We start from the raw sequence: 15,407 nt of genomic DNA, 5'->3' as shown, positions 1-15,407 counted from the left end.
ATCAGCTGACGCAGTTCCCGGTCGCCACCTGTTGGGTGTCACCGATCTTGGCCATCTGACTCGCCACCTCACCGGCCGTCAACACGAACCCGGTGTCGGGATCGTCGACGGCAGCGCCGAACACCACGCCGAGCACGTGACCGCTCAGATCGATCAACGGTCCACCCGAATTACCTTGCTCCACATTGGCTCTGATCGTGTAGACGTCGCGGGTAACCGGCGCCGGGTCCCGGTAGATGTCCGGGCCGCTGAGCTTGATGGCCTCACGAATCCTGGCCGGGGTGGCGGTGAAGTTTCCCCCGCCGGGATAGCCCAGAACCACAACGTCGGCACCGGTTTTCGCCTCGGCTTCGCTGAAAGCCAGTGGCGGCGGCGGCAAGTTCGGGATGGCAAGAATCGCGATGTCGACCGACGGGTCATAGGACACCACGGTGGCGTCCAACGGATTACCGCTGGCGTAGATCTGGACGCTGCTGGACCCGGCTACCACGTGGGCGTTGGTCATCACCCGATCGGGCGCGATGACAAATCCGGTGCCCTCCAACACTTTCTGACAGCTGGGCGCCAGGCTGCGCACCTTGACGACGCTGGGCGCGGCGGCTGTCACCACCGGATTGCTGGCCAGCGCGGGATCCGGTGACTCGACGGGGATCACCGGGGTACGGCTGAACGGCTCCAGCACCGCGGGCAGCCCCGAGGTGTTCAGCAGTGCCGAAAGCCGTTTGGGGACCGTCTTCAGCCAGGGGGGTGCGATGTCGTTGACCTCGGCGAGCACCCGCGAACCCCGTACCGCGGCCGCCAGCTCGGGTTGGTCTTTGGACTGGGTGAGCGGCGTGGCCAGCAGCCACGCGGCCGTGAGCACCACGACGAGCTGCACCCCCACCCCGATGACCGAGTCGACGGTTCGGATTGTGCGGCTGTGGATTGCGCCGCGAACGGCCCGGCCCAGCACGACGCCGGCGACCTCACCGACGACGACGAGCGCGAGAATGAGGAACAGTGCACCGAATAGCTTGGCGCGCGGCGCGGCGATATGGCTGACGATGTGGGGCGCCAGCAGTACACCGGCGATCGCGCCCAGCAGCACGCCGATAAACGAGAAGAGGGAACCCACCGCGCCCGAACGCCAGCCGGAGATGGCCGCGATGAACGCGACGGCGAGAACGGCGATATCCAGCCACTGGGACGGGGTCATCGAGTTCATCGTGCGCCGCCCTGCTCGCCGACCAGCACCATGGCGTCGTCGAGTTCACGTACGTCGTTGGTGTCCCAGGGCTCTGCCCAGCCGGCGACATCGAGTACCGCAGAGATCACCTGGCCAGTGAATCCCCAAACCAGCATCTGGTTCAGCAGAAACGCCGGGCCGGCCCAACGGTTGCCCAGGTCGCCGCGGTAGACCATCAGCCGGTTGTCCGGATTGATGAAGGCGCGCACCGGAACCCGCGATACTAGCGCCGTTTCGGCCTCGTTGACCACGGCGACCGGTCCGGGATCAGGCGAGTAGGCCAGCACCGGGACGACGTGGAACTGCGACGGTGCGATGAATGTCTTTTCCATCGTCACAAGAGGGTGCAGCCGGGTGACGTCGATCCCGGTCTCCTCGTGGGCTTCTCGCAGCGCGGTGGCGACCGGCCCGCGATCGCCCGGGTCGGATGCGCCGCCGGGAAACGCCGCCTGGCCCGCATGGTGCCGCAGCGACGAGGCCCGCACGGTGAGCAACAGGTCGGCGTCGTCGGGCACACCGCCGTCGGCCGCGCCGGACTCGGAACCCGAAAACAGAACCAGCACAGCGGCCTCGCGGTCGTCGCGGTGGGCGGATGCTGTCCTGGCCGCGGTCACCATCGCCAGCACGTCGGCCGGCAACCGGCGCCGGTAGGCGTCCGGCATCTGACCCACGTTGTCCAGCAACGGACGTAACCAGGATGGGCAGGCGTCGGGCGTGAGGGGAACCGTCCCCTGTGCGCGGGCGGCACCCCCAGCACTCACCGGCGCCTCCTTGTCGGGTCCACCGGCCCAGCCTGTTTCGGGTCGCCGGGCTCGGTCATGCCTCGTTTCCGACCGCGGCCGCGATCTCGTCGGCACTCACGAAATCCCGCAGCAGCGTCTGCGCAACGCTACCGTCCGGTCGTAGCACCACCGTCGCGGGCACCACATTTGCGACCTTGAGTGCCGCAGCGATCAGCCGCCGCCCATCCTGCAAGGTCGGGAGGCGAACACCCAGCTCCGCCAACCGCAGCAACGCGGCGGTCTCGTTCTCGTCTTGATGCACGGTCACCACTACAACGTCGGACCCGACCCGTCGCTGATATTCGGCCATCGCGGGCAATTCGGCCGCGCACGGCGCGCACCAATACGCCCACAGGTTGATGACCACCCGACGTCCGGCCAGGGCCCGAGCGACGTCGACGGTCGATCCGTCGCCGGCGCAGTCGACCACCACACCCTGCAAGGCCGCGGGGCCCGGACCATCGGCCGGTGCGGGGCACGGCGGCAGGTTCGCCCGCGACCGCGGCCCGGCCAGCGCGGCCGGCGTGTCCGCGTCGCGGTGTTCGCGATCGGGCGACGACCGGCTCGGCGCGGTCGTCGGGGACTCGTCGCGCAGTTGCGCGACCAACGCGGCCGTCAGCGCCACCACGACCGCCAAGATCGCGACGGTCCAGCGAATTCTCGGGGTCAACGTCCCGGCCGTGTTACAGCCCGACCAGGGAGAGCAGGTGCTCGGTTTCGGGGCCCTGAACCAAGGGCGCGGCCAGCGCCGGTTCGGTGGGGCCCAGGCCGAACGATGGGCAGTCTTTGGCCAGCACGCAGACGCCGCACGCCGGTTTACGCGCGTGGCACACCCGGCGGCCATGGAAGATCACTCGATGGCTCAGCAGGGTCCATTCCTTGCGTTCGACCAGTTCGCCGACGGCGTGCTCGATCTTGACCGGGTCCTTTTCCGCGGTCCAGCGCCATCTGGCCACCAGCCGCTGGAAATGAGTGTCGACGGTGATCCCGGGGATGTCGAAGGCGTTCCCCAGGATGACGTTGGCGGTTTTGCGCCCGACCCCCGGCAGCGTCACCAGCTCGTCCATGGTCGACGGCACCTCGCCGCCGAACCGCTCGACCAGGGCCTGCCCCAAGCCGATCAGCGAACTCGCCTTGTTGCGGAAGAAGCCAGTGGGACGGATGAGGTTTTCCAGCTCGTCGCGATCGGCTTGTGCATAATCCACTGCCGATTTGTATCGCGCGAATAATGCCGGCGTTGTCAGGTTCACCCGTTTGTCTGTGCTCTGCGCCGAAAGAATGGTGGCCACCGTCAGTTCCAGCGGTGATCTGAAGTCGAGCTCGCAATGTGCGTCCGGAAACGCTTGTGACAGTGTGCGATTCATCCGGCGCGCGCGACGCACCAAACCGACTCGAGTTTCGGAAGACCAGCGCCGGGCAAGTCCGGAATCAGGCTTGGAAACAGGCACCGCGGGCGTCGATTTCGAGCGTCCGGACGGCCTTGCCACTGTCACCTACGACAGAGTACTGATTTCGTGATCTCGCTGAGACCTTGGGCATGTTTACTCTCCTTGTGTTGTGGTTGCTGGTGGCCTGCATACCGGGGCTCCTGATGCTCGCGGCGCTCGGTCTCGGGCGGCTCGAAAAGGAGCTCGCCCGTGAGTCGATCACGGCGACCGATGTCGACGAATTTCTGCATCAGGCGCAGGCGATGGATATGCACACGCTGGCGCGCGAAGGGATGCCGGAGGCGCTGGAATACCTGCATCGACGCCAGGCCCAGCAGCTCGCGCTTGCCTCACCGCCGAGCGGTCGCCATCGCGCCGAATCGCTGCTCGCGACCGCATTCACCGAGCCCCCCGCGCGCGCAGTCCCGATGCGAATACACGCGCATTCACGCGCCAATCCGCAATTTGAGGGGACTAGACACGTCAATCGTGTGTAGCGTTGGCACGTTGGCCTACCTCTAGACTCGTCACACGGGCTAGGCCCGCACCCATATCACTTCGTTGGAAAGCTGAAGGGCAAAGTGGACGAGATCCTGGCAAGGGCAGGAATCTTCCAAGGGGTTGAACCCGGCGCAGTCACCGCACTGACCAAGCAATTACAACCCGTCGACTTCCCGCGTGGACACACCGTTTTCGCGGAAGGGGAACCAGGCGATCGGCTGTACATCATCGTCTCGGGGAAGGTCAAGATCGGTCGCCGATCACCCGATGGCCGGGAGAATCTGCTGACGATCATGGGCCCGTCGGACATGTTCGGCGAATTGTCGATCTTCGACCCGGGACCCCGGACTTCGAGCGCCACCACGATCACCGAGGTGCGCGCGGTATCGATGGACCGCGACGCGCTGCGGGCGTGGATCGCCGATCGTCCCGAAATTGCCGAGCAACTGTTGCGAGTGCTGGCCCGACGGCTCCGTCGCACCAACAACAATCTGGCGGACCTCATCTTCACTGACGTGCCCGGCCGGGTGGCCAAGCAGCTGCTGCAGCTGGCCCAGCGTTTCGGCACTCAGGAAGGTGGCGCGATGCGGGTCACCCACGACCTGACGCAGGAGGAGATCGCCCAGCTGGTGGGCGCTTCCCGGGAAACGGTCAACAAGGCACTCGCCGATTTCGCCCACCGCGGGTGGATCCGCCTGGAGGGCAAGAGCGTGCTGATCTCGGACTCCGAGAGACTGGCTCGCCGAGCGAGGTAAGCGCGCGCATTGCGCGGGCGTTCACTCCTGCGCCAGATAGTCCAATTGCGCCTGCACGGACCATTCGGCCGCGTCCCAAAGCTTCTCGTCGACGTCGACATAGACGTGTTCGACGACCTGGCGGGCGGTCGCGTCGCCGCCCAGATCGCGCAGCGCGGCGCGCACCTGCTCTAAGCGCTCGTGGCGGTGCATCAAGTAACCCGCGGCGACGGATTCCAGGTCGGCCAGGTCGGGCCCGTGCCCGGGCAACACCGTGCGCCGGCCCAAACCCCGCAGCCGTCGCAGCGACTCGAGATAGTCGGTCAGGCTGCCGTCCTCGTTGTCGATGACGGTGGTACCGCGGCCGAGGACGCTGTCAGCCGTCAAGACCGCGTCTTCCAGCAGGAACGACAGCGAATCCGCGGTGTGGCCCGGCGTCGCCATCACCTTGATCGTCAGGCCGGCGGCATCAATGACCTCGCCGTCGACCAGCTCACCGCCGAAGCCGCGCAGGAACCCGCTGCCCGCCGAGCGCACGGTCGCGCCGGTGAGCTCGACCAGCTTGTCGATGCCATCGGCGTGGTCGCCATGCCGGTGACTGATCAGGACCAAGGCGACCCGGCCCAGCGAGGCGATCCGGGCGATGTGCTCATCGTCGTCGGGCCCCGGATCCACGATGACCAGCTCGTCGCTGCGTGGACCGCGCAACACCCAGGTGTTGGTGCCGTCCAGCGTCATCAAGCCGGGGTTGTCCGCCAGCAGAACCGAGGCAGTGTCGGTGACCGCCCGCAACCTGCCGTATGCGGGATGGGTCAACGGCTCAGCGGTCTCGGTCACGGCCGTCAGCCGACCTCCACGATCAACTCGACTTCGACGGGTGCATCCAGGGGCAGCTCGAAAACGCCTACCGCCGAGCGCGCATGCGCGCCCTGGTCACCGAACACCTCAGCGAGCAGCTCAGAGGCCCCGTTGACGACGCCGGGCTGGCCGTTGAAGCCGGGAGCCGACGCGACGAACCCGACGACCTTGACCACCCGGGTCACCGCGTCGATACCCACCAGCGAGTTCACCGCCGCCAGCGCGTTGAGCGCGCAGGTCCGCGCCATCGCCTTGGCGTCTTCGGGGCTCACCTCGGCGCCCACCTTGCCGGCGCCCGCCAGCTTGCCGTCCGCTATCGGCAGCTGGCCCGAGGTGTAGACCAGATTGCCGGTCCGCACCGCGGGGACATAAGAGGCCAGCGGCGCGACCAACTCCGGAAGCGCGACACCGAGTTGCCCGAGCCGGGCCGAAGCATTCATACGCCCGAGTCCTCTTTTACTTGGGGCGCTTCAGGTAGGCGACGTGTTGCTCGCCGGTGGGCCCGGGCAGCACAGCCACCAGTTCCCAACCGTCGGCACCCCATTGGTCGAGGATCTGTTTGGTCGCGTGCGTCAGCAGCGGAACCGTGGCGTATTCCCATGGGGTCGGTTGGCTCATGACGCGAGCTTATCGGTCGGGCTCGAGCCACAATGGCCAGCCCGGTAGACCGCAATCCGATGTTGCTACCCGATTGGCGAGGACCCCGACGGGCTCGGGCTAGCATGCGATGGTGGCAACCACTTCTAGCGGCAACGCTGCCGTCGGCTGGCCGGCCCGCCTGTCGAAGGCCCGCTTGCACTTCGTCACCGGCAAAGGCGGGACCGGCAAATCGACGATCGCGGCAGCGTTGGCGCTGACCCTGGCAGCAGGCGGGCGCAAAGTCCTTCTCGTCGAAGTCGAAGGTCGCCAAGGGATTGCGCAACTCTTCGACGTTCCGCCGCTGCCTTATCAAGAGGTCAAGATCGCCACGGCCGAGCGCGGCGGTCAGGTCAACGCCCTGGCAATCGACATCGAGGCCGCGTTTCTGGAATACCTCGACATGTTCTACAACCTCGGGATCGCGGGACGGGCGATGCGCCGCATCGGCGCCATCGAGTTCGCTACGACGATCGCGCCCGGCCTGCGCGACGTGCTGCTCACCGGCAAGATCAAGGAGACGGTGGTGCGCACGGACAAGAAGCGGCTGCCGGTGTATGACGCGATAGTCGTCGACGCACCACCGACCGGCCGCATCGCACGCTTCCTGGATGTCACCAAGGCGGTGTCCGATCTGGCCAAGGGCGGCCCGGTGCACTCGCAGAGCGAGGGCGTGGTCAAGTTGCTGCACTCCGACCAGACCGCGATCCACTTGGTGACGTTGCTGGAAGCGCTGCCGGTACAGGAAACGATGGAAGCCATCGAGGAGCTTGCCGAGATGCAGCTGCCGATCGGCAGTGTGATCGTGAACCGCAACATTCCGGCGTATCTGGAGCCCCGCGACCTGGCGAAGGCCGCGGAGGGCGACGTCGACGCCGACTCGGTGCGTGCCGGTTTGAAGGCGGCCGGAATCGAGCTCAGCGACAACGACTTTGCCGGCTTGTTGACCGAGACCATCCAGCACGCGACCCGGATCACCGCTCGCGCCGAGACCGCGCAACAGCTCTGCGCCTTGCAGGTGCCGCGGCTGGAGTTGCCGGCGATCTCCGATGGTGTCGACCTCGGCAGCCTCTATGAACTGTCGGAATCGCTTGCACAGCAGGGAGTTCGATGAGTACTACACCGAAAGTCCTTGACATGGCGGAAATCCTGACCGACCGGGCCAACCGCGTCGTGGTGTGCTGCGGCGCCGGCGGCGTGGGCAAGACGACCACCGCGGCGGCGATGGCATTGCGTGCGGCCGAATATGGCCGCACCGTTTGCGTTTTGACAATCGACCCGGCGAAGCGGCTAGCGCAGGCGCTGGGAGTCAACGACCTCGGCAATACTCCGCAGCGGGTGCCGCTGGCGCCCGAGGTCTCCGGCGAGCTGCACGCGATGATGCTCGACATGCGTCGCACCTTCGATGAGATGGTGGTCCAGTACTCCGGAACCGCTCGCGCGCAATCGATTTTGGACAACCAGTTCTATCAGACGGTCGCCACTTCTCTTGCCGGGACGCAAGAGTACATGGCGATGGAGAAGCTGGGCCAGCTGCTGGCCCAGGATCGGTGGGACTTGGTGGTGGTGGACACCCCCCCGTCGCGCAATGCGCTGGACTTCCTGGATGCGCCGAAGCGGCTGGGCAGCTTCATGGATAGCCGACTGTGGCGGTTGCTGCTGGCGCCGGGCCGGGGCATCGGGCGATTGGTCACCGGCGCAATGGGTTTGGCGATGAAGGCGCTATCGACCGTCCTGGGTTCGCAGATGCTCGGCGACGCGGCGGCCTTCGTCCAATCGCTGGATGCCACCTTCGGCGGTTTCCGCGAGAAGGCGGACCGCACCTACGCGCTGCTGAAAAGACGGGGAACCCAGTTCGTGGTGGTGTCGGCGGCCGAACCCGACGCGCTGCGCGAGGCCTCCTTTTTCGTCGACCGGCTGTCGCAAGAGAGCATGCCGCTGGCGGGACTCATCTTGAACCGCACCCATCCGCTGTTGTGCTCGCTGCCGGTGGAGCGGGCAATCGACGGTATCGAGTCGCTGAAGTCTGACACCGACCCCGATGCCGCTTCATTGGCCACGGCCGTGCTCACAATTCACGCCGACCGGGGCCAGACCGCCAAGCGGGAGATCCGGCTGCTGTCCCGATTCACCGGAGCCAACCCGAATGTGCCGATCGTGGGCGTTCCATCGCTGCCGTTCGACGTATCCGACCTGGAAGCCTTGCGTGCGCTCGCCGATCAGATCACAGCCGTCGGCGACGCCCACGTTTCGGACCGCTGAGCACCCGCCAAAAATTGGGCCCGTTCGCGACGATTGCGCACAGGCCCAGCTACTTTAACGAATTGCCATCGCGCACAAGCCAGTTCGCGTCAGAGCCGCTATTGCACGTGCGCCAAATCCAGCCAGCGTTGTAACAGTAATGTAATAGTGAGCTTCGGCCTATCAGTGCACCGGGCCGAGCCGGCGCACCAGCGGTCAAAGCATCAGCTGACGCCGCGGTTCCTTCGCTTGTCGAAGAAATCGGACCAAGACACCACCTCGGGGTGCTGCTTGAGCAGTGCCCGGCGTTGCCGCTCGGTCATGCCGCCCCAGACGCCGAACTCCACCTTGTTGTCCAGCGCATCTGCTCCGCATTCCTGCATCACAGGGCAATGGCGGCAAATCACCGCTGCCTTACGCTGGGCGGCGCCCCGAACAAAGAGTTCGTCGGGGTCAGTGGTCTTACATAGCGCTCTCGACACCCAGGCAATTCGTTCTTCAGCGTCCACACTGTGCAGCACCCCCTGTGCTGCCGCAATGTTGGTTCGGCGTGCTGCCGGTCGTGTTCCTGACACGAGCTGTTCCCTTTCCTCCCGGTCGTAAATTACGACCGCCCTCCTCGGGTGGCAGATCGTTGTTGCGACCCACGCCACACTGTGCGGATCGGTGTTACCTGAATCTCACCGTCTGTATAAGTTAGGTGGTCAGGGGCCAATTGCGCAACAGTCTGATAACGCTTTTTTTGGGACGGGCGTGCCGTCTTGTCATTGAGCGTAGGCGCAGCCATCGGATTGAGTACCCCATTTCGGTGGCGGATATGTAACGCGATCGAGAACTTCCCGTCCCAATCCTCAGCAAAGCCGCTGGTCACGTGATCTAGATCCGGTCTACGGATCGACGGCGCGTCGGGCGACAGAGGGCGGTTAATGTAGTACGCATGTCAGACCGTCCGCCGGCAGCTCTCACGATTCTTAAGCTTGCTGGGTGCTGTTTGTTGGCCAGTGTGGTCGCCACGGCGCTGATGTTTCCCATGGCAGGCGGGCTGGGACTGATGTCCAACCGCGCCTCCGAAGTGGTCGCCAACGGCTCGGCCCAACTTCTCGAGGGACAGGTGCCCGCCGTCTCGACGATGGTCGACGCGAAGGGCAACACCATCGCGTGGCTATATGAACAGCGCCGTTTCGAGGTGCCCACCGACAAGATCGCCAACACGATGAAGCTGGCGATCGTCTCGATCGAGGACAAACGATTCGCCGAGCATAACGGGGTGGACTGGAAGGGCACGCTGACCGGGCTGGCCGGCTACGCGTCCGGCGACGTCGGCACCCGAGGCGGTTCGACGATCGAGCAGCAATACATCAAGAACTACCAACTCCTGGTCACCGCCAAGACCGATGCCGAAAAGCGCGCTGCCGTCGAAACCACCCCGGCACGCAAGCTGCGCGAGATCCGGATGGCGCTCACGCTCGACAAGACCTTCACCAAGCCGGAGATCCTGACCCGATACCTCAACCTTGTCTCCTTTGGTAACGGTTCGTTCGGGGTGCAGGACGCCGCCCAGACCTACTTCGGTATCAACGCGTCGGACCTGAACTGGCAGCAGGCGGCGCTGCTGGCGGGCATGGTGCAGTCGACCAGCACGCTCAACCCGTACACCAACCCCGACGGTGCGCTGGCCCGGCGGAATCTGGTCCTGGACACGATGATCGACAACCTGCCCCAGGAGACCGACGCGTTGCGCGCCGCCAAGGCGACGCCGCTGGGGATATTGCCGCAGCCCAACGAGCTGCCCCGGGGCTGCATCGCGGCCGGCGACCGCGCCTTCTTCTGTGACTACGTCCAGGAGTACCTGTCCCGTGCGGGGATCAACAAGGAACAGGTGGCCCGGGGTGGCTACCTGATCCGCACCACCCTGGACCCGGACGTGCAGATCCCGGTCAAGACGGCCATCGACAGGTTCGCCAGTCCGAGCCTGCCCGGCATCTCCAGCGTGATGAGCGTGATCCAGCCCGGCAAGACGTCGCACAAGGTGATGGCGATGGCCAGCAACCGCACCTACGGCCTCGACGTCGACGCCGGCCAGACCATGCGCCCGCAACCGTTCTCCCTCGTCGGCGACGGCGCCGGGTCGGTGTTCAAGATCTTCACCACGGCCGCCGCGCTGGACATGGGTATGGGCATCAACGCCACCCTCGACGTTCCGCCGCGGTTCCAGTCCAAGGGTCTGGGTAGCGGTGGGGCCAAGGGCTGCCCCAAGGACACCTGGTGCGTCGTCAACGCCGGCAACTACCGCGGGTCGATGAATGTGACCGAGGCGTTGGCCACCTCGCCCAACACCGCATTCGCCAAGCTGATCTCGCAGGTCGGGGTGACGCGCACGGTAGACATGGCGGTCAAGCTCGGGCTGCGGTCCTACGCCGATCCCGGCACCGCCCGGGACTACAACCCGGACAGCAACGAGAGCCTGGCCGACTTCGTCAAGCGGCAGAACATCGGGTCGTTCACCCTTGGGCCGATCGAGGTGAACGCGCTCGAGCTGTCGAATGTCGTCGCCACGCTGGCCTCCGGCGGTGTGTGGTGCCCGCCGAACCCGATCGACAAGCTGATCGACCGCAACGGCAACGAAGTCGCTGTGACCACCCAGACCTGCGATCAGGTGGTGCCCGAAGGCCTGGCCAACACGCTGGCCAACGCGATGAGTAAGGACGCCACGGGCGGCGGCACCGCGGCCGGTTCGGCCGGCGCGGCGGGATGGGACCTGCCGGTGTCCGGTAAGACCGGCACCACCGAGGCCCACCGCTCCTCCGGGTTCATCGGCTTCACCAGCCACTACGCCGCGGCCAACTACATCTACGACGACTCCACAACGCCGACGGACCTGTGTTCGTCCCCGCTGCGCCACTGCGGCGAGGGCGATCTGTACGGCGGTAACGAGCCGGCGCGTACCTGGTTCACCGCGATGAAGCCGATCGCCCTGAGCTTCGGCGACGTCAAACTGCCGCCCACCGATCCCCGCTACGTCGAGGGGGCACCCGGCTCACGAGTGCCGAGCGTGGCCGGCATGGACGTGGACGCGGCGCGCTCGCGACTGAAGGACGCGGGCTTCCAGGTCGCCGATCAAACCAACTCGGTCAACAGCAGCGCGAAGTTGGGCGAGGTGGTCGGGACGTCGCCCACCGGCAATACGATTCCCGGCTCGGTCGTCACCATTCAGGTCAGCAACGGCATCCCGCCGCCGCCGCCTCCGCCGCCCGATGGCGCGCCGCTGCCGATCGGTTCGCAGGTGGTGGAGATCCCCGGGCTGCCGCCGATCACCATTCCGCTGCTGGCGCCTCCGCCGCCGCCCGGGCAGCCGCCTCCCTAGGCGCGCGAAGGCGCGACACACGCTCCTGAGTCCGCGACCGGTATTAGGCTGCGTACATGGCTGATGTCTTGCCCACCCTGATCCGCACCGGCGCTGTCGCGGTCGGTTCGACCGTCGCCGGCCTCGGTTACGCCGCGGTCGTCGAGCGCAACGCCTTTGTCCTGCGCGAGATAACCATGCCCGTCTTGTCACCGGGTTCTACGCCGCTGCGGGTACTGCATATCAGCGATCTGCACATGATGCCCAACCAGCGCCGCAAGCAGGCCTGGCTGCGCGAGCTGGCCGGCTGGGAGCCCGACCTGGTCGTCAACACCGGCGATAACCTGGCCCACCCCAAAGCGGTGCCCGCGGTCGTCCAGGCGCTCGGGGATCTGCTGTCACGGCCGGGTGTCTTCATCTTCGGCAGCAATGACTACTTCGGGCCGCGCCTGAAGAACCCGTTGAACTACCTGACCAACCCGTCGCACCGAGTGCAGGGCGAACCGCTGCCCTGGCAAGATCTGCGGGCGGCGTTCACCGAGCGTGGCTGGCTCGACCTCACCCACACTCGCCGCGAGTTCGAGGTGAGCGGGCTGCACGTCGCCGCTGCGGGCGTGGACGACCCGCACATCGACCGCGACCGCTACGAGACGATCGCTGGCCCCGCCAGCCCCGCGGCGAATCTGCGGCTGGGATTGGTTCACTCCCCCGAGCCGCGCGTGCTGGATCGCTTCGCCGCCGACGGCTACCAGCTGGTGATGGCCGGACACACGCACGGCGGGCAACTGTGCCTGCCGTTCTTCGGCGCCCTGGTGACCAACTGCGGCCTGGACCGGACCCGGGCGAAGGGACCGTCACGCTGGGGCGCCAACATGCAGTTGCATGTCTCGGCGGGGCTGGGCACCTCCCCGTTTGCGCCGGTGCGCTTCTGCTGCCGGCCCGAAGCGACCATGCTGACGTTGATCGCCGCTCCGATTGGTGGGCGTGACTCCAGCAGCAACCGGGGCCGCTCGCAGCCCGCGGCATCGTTGCGTTGAACGATCGGACCCGGATCGCGGTCCACAGCCACTCGCGCAGCTGGACCGACAATGCGATCCGGCTGATCGAGGCGGATGCCCGTCGCAGCGCGGATACCCACCTGTTGCGCTACCCGCTGCCGTCGGCCTGGGGCACCGACGTCGACATCGCGCTGTATCTCAAGGACGAGTCGACGCACATCACCGGCAGCCTCAAGCACCGGCTGGCGCGCTCGTTGTTCCTGTATGGCTTGTGTAACAGCTGGATCGGCGAGGGCACCACAGTCGTCGAGGCGTCGTCGGGTTCGACGGCGATATCCGAGGCCTACTTCGCTTCCCTGCTGGGGCTGCCGTTCGTCGCCGTGGTCCCGGCGAGCACCAGCGCCTCCAAGGTGGCGCTGATCGAATCACAAGGCGGCCGTTGCCATTTCGTGCAGAACTCCAGCGAGGTGTACGCCGAGGCGCAGCGCGTCGCCCGAGAGACCGGCGGCCACTATATGGACCAGTTCACCAACGCCGAACGCGCCACCGACTGGCGCGGCAACAACAACATCGCCGAGTCGATCTTCGCGCAGATGGACGAAGAGAAGTACCCGATCCCGGAGTGGATCGTGGTCGGCGCGGGCACCGGCGGAACCAGCGCGACGATCGGCCGCTACATCCGCTACCGGCGGCACGCCACCGGGCTGTGCGTCGTCGACCCGGAGAACTCCGCATTCTTTCCCGCCTACGCCGAACAGCGCTACGACCTGGTGATGTCCGCGTCATCCCGTATCGAGGGGATCGGCCGGCCTCGCGTCGAACCGTCGTTTCTGCCCGACGTCGTCGACCGCATGGTCGCGGTGCCCGACGCGGCGTCGATCGCGGCCGCCCGCCATGTCAGCGTCGTGCTGGGACGACGGGTGGGGCCGTCGACGGGCACCAACCTGTGGGGCGCCTTCGGCCTGCTCGCCGAGATGGTCGCCGCGGGCCGCAGCGGATCGGTGGTGACACTGATCGCCGACAGCGGCGACCGCTACGCCGACACCTATTTCAGCGACGAGTGGGTCGGTGCGCAGGGGCTCGAACTCACCGGTCCTGCCGAGGCGCTGGTCGAATTCGAGCGCACCTGCAGTTGGGCGTAGTCCGCAGCCAGCGGTTTAGCGAGTCGACGGGCGGGTGCGATACGCTGTCGTGGCTTCAAGCGGGGTGTGGCGCAGCTTGGTAGCGCGCTTCGTTCGGGACGAAGAGGCCGTGGGTTCAAATCCCGCCACCCCGACCATCATTAACGGCTGGCTGTCGTGGCTCGAATTCTCAGCGTTGCCTCAGCGACGAATCCGTACGGTCTGGCGTTGTGAGTCAGACAACGCATTCCACAGCCATTCGCACTCCCCGCGTGATGCTCAGCAAGGTTCCTGAGGTCACCCTGTGGTTCTGGATCATCAAGATCCTGTGCACCACCGTCGGCGAGAGCTTCGCCGACTGGATCAGTACCACTGTGGGCCTTGGCCTTAACGTGACGGCGCTGATCTTCACCGTCGCCCTGGGCGTAATTTTGAGCTTCCAGTTGCTCCTCAAGCGCTACGTGCCGATGGTGTACTGGCTCGCGGTGGTGGTGCTGAGCATCACGGGCACGCTGTACACCGACATCCTGACCGACAAGTTGCGGCTACCGCTGGCGCTCAGCACCGCCGTGTTCGCGGCGATGTTGGCCGTCGTCTTCGCGGTCTGGTACGCCCGGGAGCGGACCCTGTCGATCCACAGCATCGTCACGACGCCACGGGAGTTGTTCTACTGGCTGGCAGTGCTGGTCACCTTCGCCTTGGGCACTGCCGTAGGCGACTGGACGTTGCAGCTCACCGGCTGGGGGCCGGGCACCTCGGTGCTGCTGCCGGCGGGCCTGATCGCATCGATTGCGATCGGCTGGCGGGCGGGCGCCAACCCCGTGTTGTCCTTCTGGCTGGCCTACATTCTGACCCGCCCGCTGGGCGCCAACCTCGGCGACTGGCTGGTCTCCGATCCGACCAACCACGGCTTGGGATGGGGGACCGCCATCACCAGCGCGATCTTCTTGGCCGCGATCCTGGCCACCGTCTCGTACCTGATGGTCAGCCGCAGCGATGTCATCGGCGACGACCGCCAAGCCCGCCCTGCGAGCGCCACCACGACTGCCACGCGCGAGCGGCTGATGCTGGGTTACTACGCGGCGGTCGCAGTCGTCACCGGGGCACTGCTGGTCTGGGGCGGCCACCATCACTCCGGTGCCGCGGAAAGCGACGAGGAGGCGGATTCGATTGCCGCTCCGGCGATCACCGCCCCGGTCCGGCCCGGGCAACTCGTCTCGGCCTTCCCGCCCGCCGAGGTGGCCAAATTCCAATCCATAACCCAGGACACGCTTTCCAAGTTGCGGGCCGGCGACCAGGCCGGCGCCAAGACCCGGATCACAGACCTGGAAACCGCTTGGGACGACGACGAGCCCCGACTCAAACCGTTGGACCAAAACGCGTGGCACACCCTGGACAAGCAGATCGATAGCGCGCTGGCGGCTTTGCGCGCCCGCACTCCGGACCCGGCCACCCAGACACAGCGGCTGACGGACCTGTTGACGGCGCTCCACTAGTGGGCCGCCGACGCGAGCCCTCAGAATGGACCTGACATCGAGCGG

The 15,407-nt window shown here is 66.3% G+C and carries 16 protein-coding genes and 1 tRNA gene; 9 read left to right on the top strand and 8 right to left on the bottom strand.

The window, feature by feature from the left end:
* Window position 1 precedes the first annotated feature (1 nt).
* Genes marP through nth form a run of 4 tightly spaced genes read right to left on the bottom strand, consistent with a single transcriptional unit; the run spans window position 2 to window position 3,371 of the window.
* On the bottom strand, window positions 2-1,195 hold the full coding sequence (marP, locus tag ACZY0B_RS00980; protein ID WP_463762067.1) for an acid resistance serine protease MarP: 1,194 nt from the start codon (window positions 1,193-1,195) through the stop codon (window positions 2-4).
* Window positions 1,196-1,200: 5 nt separating this feature from the next.
* Window positions 1,201-1,986, bottom strand: a complete 786-nt coding sequence (locus tag ACZY0B_RS00975) for an NUDIX hydrolase (protein ID WP_463762066.1) — start codon at window positions 1,984-1,986, stop codon at window positions 1,201-1,203.
* Window positions 1,987-2,041: 55 nt separating this feature from the next.
* Window positions 2,042-2,677 carry a TlpA family protein disulfide reductase gene (locus ACZY0B_RS00970; RefSeq protein WP_463762065.1) on the bottom strand — a complete coding sequence of 212 codons (636 nt, stop codon included), beginning with the start codon at window positions 2,675-2,677 and terminating at the stop codon, window positions 2,042-2,044.
* 13 nt (window positions 2,678-2,690) lie between these two features.
* Complete coding sequence (gene nth, locus ACZY0B_RS00965; RefSeq protein ID WP_463762064.1) at window positions 2,691-3,371, bottom strand: endonuclease III; 681 nt, start codon at window positions 3,369-3,371, stop codon at window positions 2,691-2,693.
* A gap of 173 nt (window positions 3,372-3,544) precedes the next feature.
* Between nth and ACZY0B_RS00960 the strand changes: the two genes are divergently transcribed.
* Both ACZY0B_RS00960 and crp read left to right on the top strand, forming a co-directional pair.
* A complete protein-coding gene (locus tag ACZY0B_RS00960; RefSeq protein WP_463762365.1) occupies window positions 3,545-3,931 on the top strand; it encodes a hypothetical protein in 387 nt (128 codons plus the stop codon).
* Between the two features lie 84 nt (window positions 3,932-4,015).
* A complete protein-coding gene (gene crp / locus ACZY0B_RS00955) occupies window positions 4,016-4,690 on the top strand; it encodes a cAMP-activated global transcriptional regulator CRP (protein ID WP_036465140.1) in 675 nt (224 codons plus the stop codon).
* Between the two features lie 21 nt (window positions 4,691-4,711).
* Here crp and ACZY0B_RS00950 read toward each other — a convergent pair whose 3' ends face one another.
* From ACZY0B_RS00950 to ACZY0B_RS00940, 3 genes are read right to left on the bottom strand one after another with little or no spacing between them, the layout of a single operon-like run.
* Window positions 4,712-5,506 (bottom strand): MBL fold metallo-hydrolase, encoded by a 795-nt coding sequence (locus tag ACZY0B_RS00950; RefSeq protein WP_463762063.1) that lies wholly within the window; start codon window positions 5,504-5,506, stop codon window positions 4,712-4,714.
* 5 nt (window positions 5,507-5,511) lie between these two features.
* Window positions 5,512-5,967 carry a RidA family protein gene (locus tag ACZY0B_RS00945; protein WP_463762062.1) on the bottom strand — a complete coding sequence of 152 codons (456 nt, stop codon included), beginning with the start codon at window positions 5,965-5,967 and terminating at the stop codon, window positions 5,512-5,514.
* Window positions 5,968-5,983: 16 nt separating this feature from the next.
* A complete protein-coding gene (locus ACZY0B_RS00940; RefSeq protein ID WP_090607515.1) occupies window positions 5,984-6,145 on the bottom strand; it encodes a DUF4177 domain-containing protein in 162 nt (53 codons plus the stop codon).
* Between the two features lie 109 nt (window positions 6,146-6,254).
* On the opposite strand from ACZY0B_RS00940, the gene bagA reads away from it, so the two are divergent.
* Together bagA and bagB are read left to right on the top strand one after the other, a co-directional pair.
* Window positions 6,255-7,277, top strand: a complete 1,023-nt coding sequence (bagA, locus tag ACZY0B_RS00935) for an ATPase BagA (protein WP_463762061.1) — start codon at window positions 6,255-6,257, stop codon at window positions 7,275-7,277.
* Window positions 7,274-8,425 carry an ATPase BagB gene (gene bagB / locus ACZY0B_RS00930; protein WP_463762059.1) on the top strand — a complete coding sequence of 384 codons (1,152 nt, stop codon included), beginning with the start codon at window positions 7,274-7,276 and terminating at the stop codon, window positions 8,423-8,425. The genes bagA and bagB overlap by 4 nt, the downstream gene beginning before the upstream one ends.
* 203 nt (window positions 8,426-8,628) lie before the next feature.
* Here the strand turns inward: bagB and ACZY0B_RS00925 are convergent, their stop codons facing one another.
* Window positions 8,629-8,979 (bottom strand): WhiB family transcriptional regulator, encoded by a 351-nt coding sequence (locus tag ACZY0B_RS00925; protein ID WP_463762057.1) that lies wholly within the window; start codon window positions 8,977-8,979, stop codon window positions 8,629-8,631.
* 362 nt (window positions 8,980-9,341) lie between these two features.
* Between ACZY0B_RS00925 and ponA2 the strand changes: the two genes are divergently transcribed.
* The 5 genes from ponA2 (at window position 9,342) to ACZY0B_RS00900 (ending at window position 15,362) form a co-directional block, all read left to right on the top strand.
* Window positions 9,342-11,768 (top strand): transglycosylase/D,D-transpeptidase PonA2, encoded by a 2,427-nt coding sequence (gene ponA2, locus ACZY0B_RS00920; RefSeq protein ID WP_463762056.1) that lies wholly within the window; start codon window positions 9,342-9,344, stop codon window positions 11,766-11,768.
* Window positions 11,769-11,824: 56 nt separating this feature from the next.
* The gene (locus ACZY0B_RS00915) at window positions 11,825-12,784 is read left to right on the top strand and encodes a metallophosphoesterase (protein ID WP_463762055.1); all 960 of its coding nucleotides are present in this window, start codon (window positions 11,825-11,827) and stop codon (window positions 12,782-12,784) included.
* Window positions 12,781-13,887, top strand: coding sequence for an L-cysteine desulfhydrase Cds1 (cds1, locus tag ACZY0B_RS00910; RefSeq protein WP_463762054.1), 1,107 nt, complete (start codon window positions 12,781-12,783; stop codon window positions 13,885-13,887). Before ACZY0B_RS00915 ends, cds1 begins: the two co-directional genes overlap by 4 nt.
* A 60-nt stretch (window positions 13,888-13,947) precedes the next feature.
* Window positions 13,948-14,024 (top strand) — tRNA-Pro (locus ACZY0B_RS00905).
* A 72-nt stretch (window positions 14,025-14,096) separates the two neighbouring features.
* Entirely contained in the window at window positions 14,097-15,362 is a 1,266-nt protein-coding gene (locus ACZY0B_RS00900; RefSeq protein ID WP_463762053.1) for a COG4705 family protein, read from the top strand.
* Window positions 15,363-15,407 lie beyond the last annotated feature (45 nt).

This window comes from Mycobacterium sp. IDUB_19, from assembly GCF_055419445.1.
Note: the sequence above shows the minus strand (reverse complement) of the source record. Positions and strands in the feature narration are given on the sequence as shown.

Coding starts and splice junctions, on each gene's coding strand:
- marP (WP_463762067.1), bottom strand. CDS start 1,195: ATGACCCCGTCCCAGTGGCTGGATATCGCCGTTCTCGCCGTCGCGTTC.
- nth (WP_463762064.1), bottom strand. CDS start 3,371: ATGAATCGCACACTGTCACAAGCGTTTCCGGACGCACATTGCGAGCTC.
- ACZY0B_RS00960 (WP_463762365.1), top strand. CDS start 3,545: ATGTTTACTCTCCTTGTGTTGTGGTTGCTGGTGGCCTGCATACCGGGG.
- ACZY0B_RS00945 (WP_463762062.1), bottom strand. CDS start 5,967: ATGAATGCTTCGGCCCGGCTCGGGCAACTCGGTGTCGCGCTTCCGGAG.
- ACZY0B_RS00940 (WP_090607515.1), bottom strand. CDS start 6,145: ATGAGCCAACCGACCCCATGGGAATACGCCACGGTTCCGCTGCTGACG.
- bagA (WP_463762061.1), top strand. CDS start 6,255: ATGGTGGCAACCACTTCTAGCGGCAACGCTGCCGTCGGCTGGCCGGCC.
- bagB (WP_463762059.1), top strand. CDS start 7,274: ATGAGTACTACACCGAAAGTCCTTGACATGGCGGAAATCCTGACCGAC.
- ponA2 (WP_463762056.1), top strand. CDS start 9,342: ATGTCAGACCGTCCGCCGGCAGCTCTCACGATTCTTAAGCTTGCTGGG.
- ACZY0B_RS00915 (WP_463762055.1), top strand. CDS start 11,825: ATGGCTGATGTCTTGCCCACCCTGATCCGCACCGGCGCTGTCGCGGTC.